Origin of the sequence: Streptomyces sp. NPDC050423, assembly GCF_040655445.1 — a bacterium.
Lineage (GTDB): Bacteria > Actinomycetota > Actinomycetes > Streptomycetales > Streptomycetaceae > Streptomyces.
Genome location: NZ_JBFAJY010000006.1, coordinates 25,699 through 40,372, shown reverse-complemented (window position 1 = coordinate 40,372; position 14,674 = coordinate 25,699). Strand labels below are relative to the sequence as shown.

Genomic DNA, 14,674 nt, shown 5'->3' with positions numbered 1-14,674 from the left:
GCCAACGGAACCAAGGGGGGCGAATCACGCAAAGCGCTCTCGCTGTCCACGGCGGGAATGCATGCGTGGTCTGCTGACTTTTCCTTCACACCGATGACATGTATCAGCTTATGGTCTATACCAGCTAGTGGTGAAGGGAGTCCGCCGTGCCACACCGAGTCGTCGTCCTCGCCCTCGATGGACTGCTCCCCTTCGAACTGGGCATCCCACAAAGGATATTCGGCCGCTCCTTCGGAATCGAGCCGTTCAACCCGGGCCACAAACTCTACGAAGTCGTCACCTGTTCCATCCGCCCGCCCGGCCCGGTCCACACCGACGCGGACTTCACGATCACGGTCGAGCACGGCCCGGAGGCCCTCGCCACCGCCGACACGGTGGTGATCCCCGCCAGCCACGAACTCGGCCCCGTCCACACCGAGGGCCGGCTGACCGACGAACTCGCCGCCGCGCTCGCGTACATCAGGCCCGGCACCCGGATGGTCTCCATCTGCACCGGCGGCTACGTGCTCGCCGCCGCCGGATATCTCGACGGCCGCCCCGCCACCACCCACTGGTCGTCCGCCGAACACTTCCAGAAACTGTTCCCGGCGGTCCGGGTCGACCCCGACGTCCTGTTCATCGACGACGGGGACGTCCTGACGTCCGCCGGGGTCGCCGCCGGCATCGACCTCTGCCTGCACATCGTGCGCCGCGACCACGGCACCGCCGTCGCCAACGACGTCGCCCGGCGCACCGTCGTACCGCCGCACCGCGACGGCGGCCAGGCGCAGTACATCCAGCGCCCGGTCCCCGACACCCAGATCGCCGGCACGACCACCGCACGGGCCTGGGCGCTCGGGCGGCTGGAACGGCCGATCCTGCTGCGCGACATGGCGCAGCAGGAGTCGATGAGCGTACGGACGTTCACCCGCCGCTTCCGTGAGGAGGTCGGGATCAGCCCCGTCCAGTGGCTGACCCAGCAGCGGGTGGAACGGGCCCGCCGGCTACTGGAGTCCACCGACCTGTCGATCGACCAGGCCGCCCGCGACGCCGGCTTCGGCACGCCCACCTCGCTGCGGCAGCACCTCCAGGCGGCACTGGGGGTGTCGCCGACGATGTACCGCCGGACGTTCCGGGCGACGGCGGGCGACCGCTGCTGAGAGGCTGCCGGGTGGCCTTTCAGCCGGCTCGTCCGCGTCAGAACACCAGCACCCCCCGGGCCACCCGTCCGTGGTGCGCGTCGTCCGCCGCCTTGGCGAAGTCCTCCACCGGGTAGGTCTCGGTGACGAGTTCGTCCAGCAGCAGCCGGCCCTCCCGGTACAGATCCGCGTACAGCGCGATGTCCCGCTGCGGGCGCGAGGAGCCGTAGCGGCAGCCCAGGATCGACTTGTCCAGGTACATCGACGAGACCAGGAACGACGCCTCGGCGGTCGCCGCCGGCACACCCAGCAGGATCGCCTGGCCGTGCCGGTCCAGCAGGTCGATCGCGGTACGGATCAGCTCGGTGCGGCCCACGCACTCGAAGGCGTGGTCGGCGCCGCTCGGCAGGATCTCCCGGACGCCCTCGGCGGAGGTCAGGAAGTGGGTGGCGCCGAACTGCCGGGCCACCGCCTCCTTCTCCGGGTTGGAGTCGACCGCGACGATCGTCAGCGCACCGGCGATCCGCGCCCCCTGGATCACGTTGAGCCCGATGCCGCCGGTGCCGATCACGACGACGCTCTCGCCGCGGTCGACCCTGGCCCGGTTCAGTACGGCTCCGACTCCCGTCAGCACCCCGCAGCCGATCAGGGCCGCCGAGGTGAGGGGCAGGTCAGCGGGTATCTTGACCGCCTGCACGGCCTTGACCAGGGTCCGTTCGGCGAACGCCGAGTTGGACGCGAACTGGTACAGCGGCTTCCCGCCCCGCGAGAACGGCTGCCCCGGCATCCCGATCGCCTTGCGGCACATCGTCGGCCGGCCCCGGTCGCACTGCGCGCACGCGCCGCAGCTGGCCAGCGTGGACAGCGACACGTGGTCGCCGGGCGCCACATGGCTCACGCCCGCGCCGACCGCCTCCACCACGCCGGCGCCCTCGTGCCCGAGCACCACCGGCAGCGGGAACGGAATCGTCCCGTCGATCACCGACAGATCACTGTGGCAGAGGCCTGCCGCGGCCACCCCGACCAGCACCTCGCCGGGACCCGGATCACGTATCTCCAGATCGTCGACGACCTCGGTCCGCTTGCCGTCGAAGACGACGCCTCTCATCTCGGCTCCCTCGGTAGGCCGAGCACGCGCTCGGCGATGATGTTCCGCTGCGTTTTGCAGCCCAGCCCGTCCGGCGATTGAGGACCGGGGTCCGGGGCAGCGCCCCGGTAACGCGCCCGCGCGCCCGGCAACCGGGGCTCCGCCCTCGAATCCCCGCTCCTCAATCGCCGGAGGGGCTTAAGCCGCCCCGGAAAGCCGGGATCCGCCCCACCCCAGGGGCCGGCCACACGCATCCCCCGCCGGAAGGCGAACGCGCACCGGGAGCCCCTCACGCGTTCGGGCGCGCTCCCGCCGCCGCGGCCCGCGCCGCCTCCGCCATCGCCTCCAGCTGCGCCAGCATCGGCATCGGGTCCGTTCCCACCGTCCCCGGCAGGAAGTCCGCGATGCGTTCCGGGGTCCACGCCGCCCCCTCCGCGTACCCCGCGCGCAGTTCCCTCGGCTGGGCCCAGACCGCGATCTTGGGGCCCGCGATCGTGTACACCTGGCCGGTGATCTTCTCCGCGCGCGCCCGCTCGCTGAGCAGGTAGACGACGAGCGCCGCCACGTCCTCCGGCTCGCCGATCTCCTTGAGCTCCATGGGGACGTTGGCGGACATCCGGGTACGCGCCACCGGCGCGACCGCGTTCGCCGTGACGCCGTACTTGTGCAGGCCCAGCGCCGCGCTGCGGACCAGCGAGATGATCCCGCCCTTCGCCGCGCTGTAGTTCGCCTGCGCCACGCTCCCCTGGTGGTTGCCGCTGGTGAAGCCGATCAGCGTGCCCGCGCCCTCCTGCTTGCGCATCACCGCGGACGCGGCCCGGAAGACGGTGAACGTGCCCTTGAGGTGGGTGGCGATCACGGGGTCCCACTCCTCCTCGGACATGTTGAACAGCATCCGTTCGCGCAGGATGCCGGCCACGCACACCACCCCGTCGATACGCCCGAACCTTGCCAGCGCGGTGTCCACGACCCGCTGCCCGCCGGCCATGGTGGAGATGTCGTCCGCCACCGCGACCGCCTCACCGCCCGCCGCCACGATCTCCTTGACGACGGACTCGGCTATCTCACTGGCGGGTTCGCCGCCCTCGATGGAGACGCCGTAGTCATTGACCACGACTCTTGCCCCCTCGGCCGCCGCGGCGAGCGCGACGGCCCGCCCGATGCCACGCCCGGCACCCGTGACGGCCACCACTTTGCCTGCCAAGAAGTTCCCCATGTCCGGCCCCTTCCCGCGGTTTCTGACGGACCGTTAGATTCTATGGGTCATCAGGTCCACCGGCACAAGCCCCAGGAGGCTCCATGTCACTGCCGGACGAGTTCCACGACATCGCCAGGCGCGTCAACAACTGGGGCCGCTGGGGCGCGGACGACGAGATCGGGACGCTCAACCTCATCACCGACGAGGTCGTGCGGGAGGCGGCGGCCACCGTCCGGACCGGGCTGCGGATCCCGCTCGCGCTCCCTCTCCAGCAGGACGGCGTGCAGAGCGGGCTGATCCAGGGGCGGATCAATCCGCTGCACACCATGGTCCAGATCAATCAGGAGCTGTTCGGCCCCGGCACCGTCGCCACCAGCGACGACAGCGCGGTCCTGAGCCTCCAGACCGCCACCCACTGGGACGCCCTCACCCATGTCTCGCACTCGGGGAAGATCTACAACGGCCGCCCGGCCGACTCCATCACCGCGCACGGCGGCGCGCGCTTCAGCGGCATCGACAAGGCCACGCACATCGTCTCGCGCGGGGTGCTGCTCGATGTGGCCCGCGCCCACGGGGTGGACCGGCTGCCCGGCGACCACGCCGTCACCCCCGAGGACCTGGACGCGGCCGAGGAGCTGGCCGGGGTCCGGGTGCGGGCCGGCGACATCGTGCTCGTACGGACCGGGCAGGTTCAGGTCTATCTGGCCGGGGACAAGAACGGGTACGCCTACCCGTCACCGGGCCTTTCGATCCGGACGCCCGAGTGGTTCCGCGCCCGGGACGTGGCCGCGGTCGCCAATGACACGCTGACCTTCGAGATCTTCCCGCCGGAGATCGAGGACCTGTGGCTGGGGGTGCACGCGCTGGACCTCGTCGAGATGGGCATGCTGCAGGGCCAGAACTGGAATCTGGAGAAGTTGTCCACAGCCTGTGCGGAGTCGGGCCGCTACGGCTTCCTGCTCTCCGCCATGCCGGAACCCTTCGTCGGCGCCACCGGCACACCGGTCGCCCCGGTCGCGGTCCTCTGAGGCGCCGAACCGCCGCGGAACCGGGCCGGTGCAGGGCCGTGCCCCGCACCGACGGAAACGGCGCTCATGACTGACCCGGACCTACGCGCGACGGGTGACCGCGTGCGACGCCTCGTACGCGGTGCCCACCTCGCGCCCGGCGGCGTCACAGCCGCCGGTGTCGCACTGCACGGGGCTCTGCACGGGGCTCTGCACCGGGCCCTGCGCGGCGCCGCGCGCGCCCGCTCCCTGGGCGCAGGGCTGTAGCTGCACCTGAATCAGCGGAATGCCCCGGTCCACCTCGCACCAGATGCGCTTGCCGGCGCCCTCCGGCTGCCAGCCCCAGCGGTCGGCCAGGCCGTCGACCAGCTCCAGGCCCCGGCCGCCGGTGTCCTCGCCCTCCGCGTGCCGCTGCTGCGGCGGGCGGCAGCTGGCGTCGGCCACCTCGACCCGTACGGTCCCGGCGTTGCCCGGCGCTCCCGTCGAACCGAACAGCATGCGCAGCACGGCCGGACAGCCGGTGTGCACGACCGCGTTGGTGACCAGCTCCGAGATCAGCAGAATGAGCGTCTCGGCCAGCGGCTCGTCGTCCCGTATCCCGGACCCGACCAGCCGTGAACGCGCCCATCTGCGGGCCCGCCCGACCTCCGCGGGGTCGGCCCCGACCTCCAACTGAACCTGAAGCACCTGCACCGCTCACACCATCCGAACCGGCGGACACATCGCCTCGCGCCTCCTCAGGGTCACGGAACGTGATTCCCTTACGAGACAGCATGGTTGACGTACAGTCACCGCAACAAGCGCTTCGGGCATATTCCAGCGCGAAGGAGTACGCATGGTGCATACTGTGCGACGCACGTTGCGGAGAGTCGAACAGAGGCGCCCGGAGGCCACGAAAACCCCGGAAATCGCTTCCCCGGCAGGCCCGGCCCCTCTGTGTGGACCACGAGCAGGGCACCTCTCGCGGACCGGAGCAGCCGCACAGGCCACATCCGGATCGCCAGGTTCCAGAACCACTCGCATCCAACGGAGCGTACCCGAGCCCGGCGCCGACTCCACCCCGTGACGAATCACGCAACGGACACAAGCCGGTATCGGTGCATACCGACTGCGCTGTGTCACTCCGCAGCGTGAACCTCAGGGGTCCATCGCGTCACCTGTGTGCACCGGCCAACCATCCGCTCCGGTTCAGGCCAGATCGGCGGCCAGCGCCTCCTCCGCGTCCGCCGCCGTCAGCCACTGCCCGGACCGCAGCCAGGCCCGCTTGAGGTGCAGATGGACGTCCGCCTCCCAGGTGAAGCCCATACCGCCGTGCACCTGGAGGCAGTCGCGGGCATTGCCGACGGCCGCCTCGTCGGCGAGCAGTTTGGCCCCGGCGATCTCCACCGGGTCCGCCGTCACGGCGGCCGCGTAGACGGCGGTACGGGCCGTCTCGGCGCGCACCAGCATTCCGGCGCACAGATGCTTGACCGCCTGGAAGGCCCCGATCGGCGCTCCGAACTGTTCACGTTCACCGGCGTGTTGAACCGCCGACTCCAGACTGCGGGCGGCGCTGCCGAGCTGTTCGGCGGCGGTCAGCAGGGCGCCCTCGCGGCGCAGCCGCGCCCCGTCCGGCAACGGTTCGCCGTCGTGCGCGGCCAGGTCCGGCACCCGCCACAGGGGGGTGCCCGGGTCCAGCGACCGCACCGGCCGGGCCGCCCGTACGACCTGCCGGAGCGCCCCGCCGGTCAGCACCCGCGCCCGGTCCCCGTCCAGGACCAGCAGCGCGTCGGCGTCGGCGAGGTGCCCCACCGGCCGCCCGGCCTCCGCCAGTGCCACCACGGCCTCGCCCTCCGCCGCCCCCTTCACCGCGCCCGCCGCAAGCTGGGTGGCGGCCAGGGGGCCCGGCAGCAGGACCCGCCCGACCTCATCGAACATCAGTACGGATTCGGGCAGGCCGAGCCCGACCCCGCCCGCCGTCCCGGGCAGCCGCAGCGCGAAGAGACCGGCCGCGCCGAGCTCCCGCCAGAGCTCACGGCCGACGCCCCCGCCGCCGTCCAGCGCGGCCCGCATCCGGTCCCTGCCGAACCGGCCGGCGAGCAGTTCCCGTATCCCCGTCCGCAGGGCCCGCTGGTCCTCCGAGAGCCGGAAGTCCACTGTCCGCTCACCGCCCCTTCGGCAGGCCGAGAATCCGCTCGGCGACGATGTTCCGCTGGATCTGCGAGGTACCGGCCGCGATCGTGTACGAGAGCGAGGAGAGCCGGTCCAGCACCCACTCCCGGTCCAGGTCGAGGGCGTCGCCCGCGCCGAGCACCTCCGCCGCCGCCTCGTACAGCTCCTGGCGGGCGTGCGAGTAGCGCAGCTTGAAGACCGAGCCGCCGGTGCCGGGCACGCCGCCGGTGCTCTGCGCCTCGCTGACGTTCCACTGGGTGAGCCGCCACAGCGCCCGGAACTCGGCGTTCAGCCTGCCCAGCCTCCGGCGCAGCACCGCGTCGTCCCACCGCCCGCCGCGCCGCGCCTCGGCCGCCAGGGCGTCCAGGGTGCGCCGGCAGGCGACGACCTCGCCGACGAAGGCCGTGCCGCGCTCGAAGGAGAGCGTGACCATGGTGACCCGCCAGCCGTCGTTCTCCTCGCCCACGCGGTGCGAGACGGGCACCCGCACCTCGTCCAGGAACATCTCGGCGAACTCCGTCGACCCGGCGAGCGTGCGCAGCGGCCGGACGGTGACACCGGGGGCGTCCATCCGCATCGCGAGCCAGCTGATCCCGCGGTGCTTGGGCGCGGCCGGGTCCGTCCGCACCAGCAGCTCGCACCAGTCCGCGACCTCCGCGTGCGAGGTCCAGATCTTCTGCCCGCTGACCACGTAGTCGTCGCCGTCGCGCACGGCACGGGTCCGCAGCGAGGCCAGGTCCGAGCCCGCGTCCGGTTCGCTGAACCCCTGGCACCAGATCTCGTCGCCGCGCAGCACCGGCGGCAGCCAGCGGGCCCGCTGGGCGGCGGTGCCCTCGGCGGCGACGGTGGGCCCGGCGTGCAGCAGCCCGACGAAGTTCGCCCCGACGTAGGGCGCCCCGGCCCGCTCCGTCTCCTCCAGGAAGATCAGGTGCTGGGTCGGGGTGGCGCCCCGGCCCCCCGCGTCGGCGGGCCAGTGCAGGCCCGCGTAGCCGGCGTCGTACAGCAGCCGCTGCCAGCCGGTGTCGTACGCCCGCCGTCCCGGCCAGTCGCCGGGGTCCGGCTTCCCGGGCAGGCCGGGGAGCACCGAGGCCAGCCACTCCCGCAGCCGGGCCCGGAAGGCTTCCTCTTCCTCCGTGTACGCGAGGTCCATGACGCGCGCGCCTACTTGTCGAGGTCCAGGCCGAGCATCCGGATCGCGTTCCCGCGCATCAGTTTGTAGACGGTCTCGTCGTCCAGTCCCCTGACGTGGTCGAGGGCGACCTCCTTCGTGTGCGGGAAGGTCGAGTCGACGTGCGGGTAGTCGGTCTCGAAGGTGGCGTTGTCCCGGCCGACGACATCGAGCGAGGCGACGCCGTGCTTGTCACGGAAGAAGCAGCAGAACATCTGCCGGTAGTAGTACGTCGACGGCGGCTCGGGGATCAGATCGCGCACCCCGCCCCAGGCCCGGTGCTCCTCCCAGACGTCGTCGGCGCGCTCCAGGGCGTACGGGATCCAGCCCATCTGGCCCTCGCTGTAGGCGAGCTTGAGCGTCGGGAACTTCACCAGCACGCCGCTGAACAGGAAGTCCATCATCGAGGCCATGGCGTTGTTGAAGGAGAGCGAGGCCTGCACGGCGGGCGGGGCGTCGGGGGACGCGGCGGGCATCTGCGAGCTGGACCCGATGTGCATGTTCACGACCGTGCCGGTCTCCTGGCAGGCGGCGAAGAACGGGTCCCAGTAGCCGGTGTGGATCGACGGCAGCCCCAGATAGGTCGGGATCTCCGAGAAGGTCACCGCCCGCACCCCGCGCGCCGCGTTCCGCCTGATCTCCGCGACGGCCAGGCCGATGTCCCAGAGCGGGATGATGCAGAGCGGGATCAGCCGGCCGCCGCTGTCACCGCACCACTCCTCCACCATCCAGTCGTTGTAGGCGCGGACGCACGCGAGTGCGACCTCCTTGTCGTGTGCCTCCGCGAAGGTCTGCCCGCAGAACCGCGGGAAGGTGGGGAAGCAGAGGCTCGCCTCGACGTGGTTGAGGTCCATGTCCTTCAGCCGCTCGGCCGGGTCCCAGCAGCCGCGCCGCATCTCCGCCCGGGTGATCCCCTCCAGCGTCATGTCGTCGCGGTCGAACCCCACGGCGGCGATGTTCCGCTTGTACGGGAACTTGAGGTCCTCGTAGATCCACCAGTCGGTGGGCGGGCCGTCGGGATCCATCGTGATGACGTACTTGCCGCCGGTGTACGCGAGCTCCCCGATGCCCGCGGTCAGCGGCTGCGGACCGCGCTCCCGGTACTTGGCCGGCAGCCAGGTCGAGAACAGGTGCGGCGGCTCGATCACATGGTCGTCGACGCTGACGATCCGAGGCAGTTCCGTCATGGTGTCCCCTTCGGCGCACGCTTTTCTGATGATCCGTCAGATTTACTTCGCCCTCAGGCTAGCCCCGCACCCCTGGACCGACAAGGCACAGCGCTCTACGCTCTCCGCACGATCTGACTACCCGTCAGCTGTGAGGGGTTCGCCGTGAACGAGACCGCACATGCCCTGGGCGCATCAGGCACCTTCTGGGAGCTCATCGAACGCCGGGCCGCCCTGACGCCGGACCGGCCCTTCCTGATCCAGGACGACCGCACACTCACCTTCGGCGAGCTGAGGGACCGCAGCGAGCGGGTGGCTGCCGGGCTGTACGCCATGGGGGTGCGCCCGGAAACCGTCGTCGCCTGGCAGCTGCCGACCCGGCTGGAGACGGCGCTGCTGTCCTTCGCGCTGGCCCGGATCGGGGCGGTGCAGACGCCCCTCATCCCCTTCTACCGCGACCGCGAGGTGGGGTTCGCACTGCGCGAGTCGAAGGCCGGGTTCCTCGCCGTGCCCGGCACCTGGCGCGGCTTCGACCACACGGCGATGGCCGGCCGCCTGTCAGCGGACCTCGACCGCCCGCCGCAGGTCTTCGAGGCGTACGAGAACCTCCCGGACGGCGATCCGGCGACCCTGCCCCCACCGCCCGCCGAGGGCACGTCGGTGCGCTGGATCTACTGGACCTCGGGCACCACCTCCGACCCGAAGGGCGTCCTGCACACCGACCGCAGCCTGATCGCGGCCGGCTCCTGCCTGGCCCACGCGCTGCGCCTGTCGGCGGCCGACGTCGGCTCGATGGCCTTCCCGTTCGCCCATGTCGCGGGCCCGGACTACTCGGTCATGCTGCTGCTGTACGGCTTCCCGGCGGTGCTGTTCGAGCACTTCGCGATGCCGGACGCGCTGGCGGGCTACCGGCGTCACGGGGTGACGGTCGCGGGCGGCTCCACCGCGTTCTACTCGATGTTCCTGGCGGAGCAGCGCAAGGACCCGTCCCGCCCGCTGATCCCCACGCTCCGCCTGCTGGCGGGCGGAGGCGCCCCGAAACCCCCCGAGATCTACCACGCGGTGGTCCGCGAGATGGGCATCCAGCTCACCCACGGCTACGGCATGACCGAGGTCCCCATGATCACGATGGGGGCCCCGGACGACACCGTGGAACACCTCGCCGAGACGGAGGGGCGGCCGCCCGAGGGCATGGAGATCCGGATCACCGACGAGGACGGCAAGCCGCTGCCGTACGACACGGACGGCGAAGTACGGCTGCGGGGCGAGGCCGTCTGCAAGGGCTACCTGGCCTCCCCCAGCCCCTTCGACGCGGAGGGTTTCCTGCTCACGGGCGATGTCGGCCACGTCGGGCCGAGCGGACACCTGGTGCTCACGGGCCGGCTGAAGGACATCATCATCCGCAAGGGCGAGAACATCTCGGCGAAGGAGGTGGAGGACCTCCTCGCCCGCCACCCCGGCGTTGGCGACGCGGCGGTGATAGGCCTCCCCGACGAGGAGCGCGGCGAACGCGTCTGCGCGGTGATCGAACAGCCGCCGGACGCCGCCGCGCTCACCCTCCCCGAGCTGACGGCCTACCTGCGCGGCGAGGGCCTGTCCGTCCACAAGCTCCCGGAACAACTGGAGGTGGTGGACGCCCTCCCCCGCAACGAGACCCTCCGGAAGGTACTGAAGTACCGCCTGCGGGAACGGTTCACGACGCGGTGACGCCGGTCCTTGGTGCGGGGTTCCTTGGTGCGGGGTTCCGTCCTCAATCGCCGGACGGGCTTGAGTGCGGGTCCCCCGCGGGTGCGCCTGCCCGGTGGGTGGGGGGTGGTGCCCCTCCGGGGCGTCTCCTCGGAAATGGCGTGTTCACCCGGGTCCGCGGGGGACCCGGGTCGTACGCCATTTCCTGCGGGGACTCCCCTGCACGTCCCCACCCCTGCATCACACGCGTCCGCACACCGGCCCTACGACTGCCGCAGACGCGAGGCGGCCGGGTCCGGGGCCGTGCAGGGGAGTCCCCGCAGGACGACGAACAGGTACCCGGGTGCCTGTTCGTTCCGGCCGCACGTTCGTCGTCCGAGGAGACGCCCCGGAGGGGCACCGGACCCCCACCCACCGGGCAGGCGCTCCCACGGGGCACCCGCACAAAATCAAGCCCGTCCGGCGATTGAGGACAAGAACCCGCGCCCCGGACCGGGGCAAGCAACACGCGGCCGCCCGCCCAAGGCTACGCACGGATACCCGGGTGCCTGTCCGTTCCGGCCGCACGTTCGTCGTCCGAGGAGACGCCCCCGAGGGGCACCGGACCCCCACCCGCACGGAAAGTGCCCCGCGGGGGCACCCGCACAAAATCAAGCCCGTCCGGCGATTGAGGACAAGAACCCGCGCCCCGGACCGGGACAAGCAACACGCGGCCGCCCGCCCAAGGGCTACGCGTCGGGCTCGATCACCGTGAAGTACACGGCGAACGCCGCCACCGCGTCCGCCTCCGCCACCCACCCGTCCCCGTCCACGTCCAGGCTCTGCGCGGCGAACGCCGCCGCGTCCGGGCTCGCGCCCAGCACCCGCAGTGCCCGCTCCACGGCAGGCACCGCGGCCGGACCGTCGTTGTCCTGGGCGGCCACGGCGAGCGCCGCGCGCAGGAAGGGGCGGGCGATCTCCGCGAACCGCTCGGGGCTGTCCCGGAGCCGTTTCACCGCCCCGCCGACGAACTCCTCGCGGTTGACGCGCTGGTCCCCGTCCACGTCCGCGATGCCCGCCATGCCCTGCCAGAACGCCTCGGCCCCGCTGTAGAGCGCCTGGCCCTTGTCGCAGCGGGCCGTCGTGGCGAACTCGGCGAGCAGCCGGGCCGCGGCGGCGTTGAAGTCCGCGCGATCGATGTACCCGTTGCCGTCCTGGTCGAAGGCGGCGAAGCGGAATGCGATCTTGCGCTCATACTCTGCGCTGTCCATGCGGGGAGCGTACGACGCCCACGGGGTTCACGTGTCACTTACCGGCGTCAGCGCTGTGACAACCCGGTACTGAACGGCAGCGGCGACCGCCCGCCGGACGGCCGCCGCGCGGACGGTCTCAGGCCGAGAGCGGCTGGGCCGCGTCGTCGACGGCCGAGTCGCAGTCGGGGTACACCTCGAACAGCCGGCGCACGCCGAGCGCCGCGAGCACCCGGTTGACGTGGGAACCGTCCTCCGCGCCCCGGGCGGGCAGGATGAGCCGCAGCCGGCCGCCGCAGGAGCGCATCAGCCGGCGGGAGGCGATCAGCACGCCGACGCCGCTGGAGTCGCAGAAGAAGACCTCGGAGAGGTCGAGCACGACATCGTGGCGGCCGACGGCGACGGCGTCGTGGACGGACTGACGGACGGCCGGTGAGGTCACCAGGTCCAGTTCACCGCGCATGCGCAGCACGGTCCACCCGCCCTGCTCGCTCTCGGCCACGCTCAGTGGCTTCCGGGAACGTTCCTGGGCGAACCAGGGGGCATGAGCGGCGGCAGCCGGGGGGCGGTTTCCAGGAGGGGATGGCTTTGTCACGCGACTGGGCCTCTCGTTCCGGGGATTCCGGGGAATTCGCGATCCGGAAGTTTGCGTTCCTCCTCGCGGCTGCCCCGGGGCACCCCCCATGAAACACCGCCGCCCCAAGAACGCACAGAAGGGTTTCAGGCAGAAATGATCACTTCAGGTCTGATTCCGGCGTCGCGGGGGCTGCATTCCCTACCATCCAGGGCGTCCGCGCGGACGTACTTGCCGCAAAGTGCGTGCCCTGTCAGTACTGCCGACTACATTCGATGTGACGAGGCGTACAGGAGACGGGCACAGGGCTGGGGGTCTCATGGCCAATAACGCACCACCCCGCTGGGACCGCAGGATGCAGCAGCGGCTGGCACGCGGAGAGGCGGCCGCCCTCGGGGAGCTCTACGACCGGTTCGCCTCGCTCGTGCACAGCCAGGCCCACCGGATGCTCGACGACGAGAGCGCCGCGGACGTGGTGACCCGGGAGGTCTTCGGGTACGTGTGGGAGCACCCCGACGCCTACGACCCCAAGCAGGGCTCGATGCGGTCCTGGGTGGCCCGGCTCACCCACCGCCAGTCCGTGCGGCGGCTGCGCAGCACCGCCGCGGCCGGGACGTGCGAGGACGCGGAGGACGGCCGGGCCCGCGCGGACCCGGCCGATCTGGAGGAACGGGTGCACCGGGCCACGGCGGCCGCCCGTGCCGACTACATCGTCGCGTCCATGCCCGCACCGCTGCGGGCCGCGCTGGAGCTCGCGTACATCCAGCGCCGGGACTACCGGCAGACCGCGACCGACCTCGGCGTCACCGAGGACGAGGCCCGGCGCCGGCTGCGGCTCGGGCTCCAACTGCTCTCCACCGCCCACACCCGTCCGCTGGAGGGTTCCTCACCTCCCGGATACGGGCGGCGGCTGTGAGCGACGACGCGGAAGGGCTCGACGGCGACGACCGCGAGTGGAACGGTCAGGACGACGAGGTGCGAGGCGCCCGACGCATACCGGGCCCGCGGGCAGCCGCGGACGACTTCGACTTGGGGCACGCAACGCCACCCACGCCCCAGCCGGAATCCGTACGGCCGCAACCGGACCCGGCCGACGACCGACCGGGCCCGCCGGGTCCGCCAGGTCCGCCGTCCCTGGTGCTCCCGCACCGCGTACTGAAGGCGCTCCTCGGTGCGTGGGCGCTGGCCGCCTGCTCCGCCGAGGAGACCGAGGCCGTCGAGGCGCACCTCACGGAGTGCGCGCCCTGTGCGGACGAGGCGCTGCGGCTGCGTGACGCGGTCGGGCTGCTGCACACCGACGCCAGCCTGGACCTCGATCCGCTGCTCCGGTCGCGGGTGCTGGACAACTGCCTGAGCCGCCGGCCGGCCAAGATCCCGGTGCCCGACTGGGTAGCCCCGTACGACGCGGAGACCGCCCGCCTCGACGCGCTGTTGCGCGACATCGGTGCCTCCGAGTGGCACGCCCCGGTGCGGCTGAAGTGGTTCGAGGGCGAGCGCACGGCCAACCGCAGGACGACGGTCGCCGGGGTCATCGGCCACCTCATGACCGTCGACGGACTGGTCAGCACCGCCCTCGGCCTCGACGACCCACTCGCCGACAGCGTCCCGGGCATTCCGCGCCGGGGCTCAGGACCGGCGCTCGCGCCCACCGCGCGAACCGAGAGTTACTGGTCGTCCGCCCGGCGGCCGCCGACCCGCGCGGTCCGTGAGCCGTGGCGCGACCAGAGCCACACCCTCATCCGCACCGTGTCCTTCGCGGGCCGCGGTGTCTCGGACCTCTCCGTCTCCTACGGCGACTTCGCGCTGCCGTTGCAGGACGCCCTGCTGGACCGCGCCTTCGAGTGCTGGGTGCACGGCGGTGACATCGCGGAGGCGGTGGACTATCCGTACGAGGCGCCCTCCGCGGCCCATCTCCACCGGATGATCGACCTGGCGGCCCGGATGCTGCCCGCCGCCCTGGCCGAACGGCGACGGTCGGGGCTCGCCGGTCCCGCCCGCCGTCTGGTGGCGGCCGGTTCCCCGGGCCGCTCGCTCCATCTGGAGGTCGAGGGCCTGGGCGGTGGTGACTGGTACATCGCACTGGATTCACCGGCCGCGATCGGCTCCCCCGACCACGCGGTGGCACAGGTCGCGCTGGACGGCACCGAGTTCTGCCAGTTGGTGGCGGGTCATGTGCCGGCCGTGGAGGCAGCGGCCGGCCAGCGCGGGGACCGCGAGGCGATCCAGGACGTGCTCCTCGCGGCGGCCTCGCTCAGCAGGCTGTGAGACCGGCCGCCGTCGACACGGCCCG

Annotated in this window: 13 protein-coding genes; 5 read left to right on the top strand and 8 right to left on the bottom strand. The window is 72.0% G+C overall.

Annotated features, from left to right (window positions below):
* The first annotated feature begins 146 nt into the window (after nt 1-146).
* Nucleotides 147-1,139, top strand: a complete 993-nt coding sequence (locus tag AB0I52_RS06660; RefSeq protein ID WP_363069581.1) for a helix-turn-helix domain-containing protein — start codon at nt 147-149, stop codon at nt 1,137-1,139.
* Between the two features lie 37 nt (nt 1,140-1,176).
* On the opposite strand, the gene AB0I52_RS06655 is transcribed toward AB0I52_RS06660, so the two are convergent.
* Together AB0I52_RS06655 and AB0I52_RS06650 are read right to left on the bottom strand one after the other, a co-directional pair.
* On the bottom strand, nt 1,177-2,226 hold the full coding sequence (locus tag AB0I52_RS06655) for a Zn-dependent alcohol dehydrogenase (RefSeq protein ID WP_363069579.1): 1,050 nt from the start codon (nt 2,224-2,226) through the stop codon (nt 1,177-1,179).
* Nucleotides 2,227-2,494: 268 nt separating this feature from the next.
* A complete protein-coding gene (locus AB0I52_RS06650; protein ID WP_363069577.1) occupies nt 2,495-3,421 on the bottom strand; it encodes an SDR family oxidoreductase in 927 nt (308 codons plus the stop codon).
* An 83-nt stretch (nt 3,422-3,504) separates the two neighbouring features.
* On the opposite strand from AB0I52_RS06650, the gene AB0I52_RS06645 reads away from it, so the two are divergent.
* Nucleotides 3,505-4,431, top strand: a complete 927-nt coding sequence (locus AB0I52_RS06645; protein WP_363069575.1) for a cyclase family protein — start codon at nt 3,505-3,507, stop codon at nt 4,429-4,431.
* 81 nt (nt 4,432-4,512) lie between these two features.
* Here the strand turns inward: AB0I52_RS06645 and AB0I52_RS06640 are convergent, their stop codons facing one another.
* From AB0I52_RS06640 to AB0I52_RS06625, 4 genes are all read right to left on the bottom strand, one after another.
* Entirely contained in the window at nt 4,513-5,103 is a 591-nt protein-coding gene (locus AB0I52_RS06640) for an ATP-binding protein (RefSeq protein WP_363069573.1), read from the bottom strand.
* A gap of 495 nt (nt 5,104-5,598) precedes the next feature.
* On the bottom strand, nt 5,599-6,546 hold the full coding sequence (locus tag AB0I52_RS06635) for an acyl-CoA dehydrogenase family protein (RefSeq protein ID WP_363069572.1): 948 nt from the start codon (nt 6,544-6,546) through the stop codon (nt 5,599-5,601).
* A gap of 7 nt (nt 6,547-6,553) precedes the next feature.
* Nucleotides 6,554-7,711: an acyl-CoA dehydrogenase gene (locus AB0I52_RS06630; protein WP_363069571.1), complete on the bottom strand. Its 1,158-nt coding sequence runs from the start codon at nt 7,709-7,711 to the stop codon at nt 6,554-6,556.
* An 11-nt stretch (nt 7,712-7,722) separates the two neighbouring features.
* On the bottom strand, nt 7,723-8,916 hold the full coding sequence (locus AB0I52_RS06625; RefSeq protein ID WP_363069569.1) for an amidohydrolase family protein: 1,194 nt from the start codon (nt 8,914-8,916) through the stop codon (nt 7,723-7,725).
* Between the two features lie 144 nt (nt 8,917-9,060).
* Here AB0I52_RS06625 and AB0I52_RS06620 point away from each other — a divergent pair, with 144 nt between their 5' ends.
* A complete protein-coding gene (locus tag AB0I52_RS06620) occupies nt 9,061-10,602 on the top strand; it encodes an AMP-binding protein (protein ID WP_363069567.1) in 1,542 nt (513 codons plus the stop codon).
* Between the two features lie 707 nt (nt 10,603-11,309).
* On the opposite strand, the gene AB0I52_RS06615 is transcribed toward AB0I52_RS06620, so the two are convergent.
* The gene (locus tag AB0I52_RS06615; protein ID WP_363069565.1) at nt 11,310-11,831 is read right to left on the bottom strand and encodes an EF-hand domain-containing protein; all 522 of its coding nucleotides are present in this window, start codon (nt 11,829-11,831) and stop codon (nt 11,310-11,312) included.
* Nucleotides 11,832-11,949: 118 nt separating this feature from the next.
* Nucleotides 11,950-12,318, bottom strand: coding sequence for an STAS domain-containing protein (locus AB0I52_RS06610; RefSeq protein WP_363069875.1), 369 nt, complete (start codon nt 12,316-12,318; stop codon nt 11,950-11,952).
* 385 nt (nt 12,319-12,703) lie between these two features.
* Here AB0I52_RS06610 and AB0I52_RS06605 point away from each other — a divergent pair, with 385 nt between their 5' ends.
* Together AB0I52_RS06605 and AB0I52_RS06600 are read left to right on the top strand one after the other, a co-directional pair.
* Entirely contained in the window at nt 12,704-13,300 is a 597-nt protein-coding gene (locus AB0I52_RS06605; RefSeq protein ID WP_363069563.1) for a sigma-70 family RNA polymerase sigma factor, read from the top strand.
* 59 nt (nt 13,301-13,359) lie between these two features.
* Nucleotides 13,360-14,649 (top strand): zf-HC2 domain-containing protein, encoded by a 1,290-nt coding sequence (locus AB0I52_RS06600; RefSeq protein ID WP_363069873.1) that lies wholly within the window; start codon nt 13,360-13,362, stop codon nt 14,647-14,649.
* Nucleotides 14,650-14,674: the final 25 nt, after the last annotated feature.

Excerpts from the sequence above, each read along its gene's own strand:
- AB0I52_RS06655 (WP_363069579.1), bottom strand. The coding sequence starts at position 2,226 with ATGAGAGGCGTCGTCTTCGACGGCAAGCGGACCGAGGTCGTCGACGAT.
- AB0I52_RS06650 (WP_363069577.1), bottom strand. The coding sequence starts at position 3,421 with ATGGGGAACTTCTTGGCAGGCAAAGTGGTGGCCGTCACGGGTGCCGGG.
- AB0I52_RS06645 (WP_363069575.1), top strand. The coding sequence starts at position 3,505 with ATGTCACTGCCGGACGAGTTCCACGACATCGCCAGGCGCGTCAACAAC.
- AB0I52_RS06630 (WP_363069571.1), bottom strand. The coding sequence starts at position 7,711 with ATGGACCTCGCGTACACGGAGGAAGAGGAAGCCTTCCGGGCCCGGCTG.
- AB0I52_RS06625 (WP_363069569.1), bottom strand. The coding sequence starts at position 8,916 with ATGACGGAACTGCCTCGGATCGTCAGCGTCGACGACCATGTGATCGAG.
- AB0I52_RS06615 (WP_363069565.1), bottom strand. The coding sequence starts at position 11,831 with ATGGACAGCGCAGAGTATGAGCGCAAGATCGCATTCCGCTTCGCCGCC.
- AB0I52_RS06605 (WP_363069563.1), top strand. The coding sequence starts at position 12,704 with ATGGCCAATAACGCACCACCCCGCTGGGACCGCAGGATGCAGCAGCGG.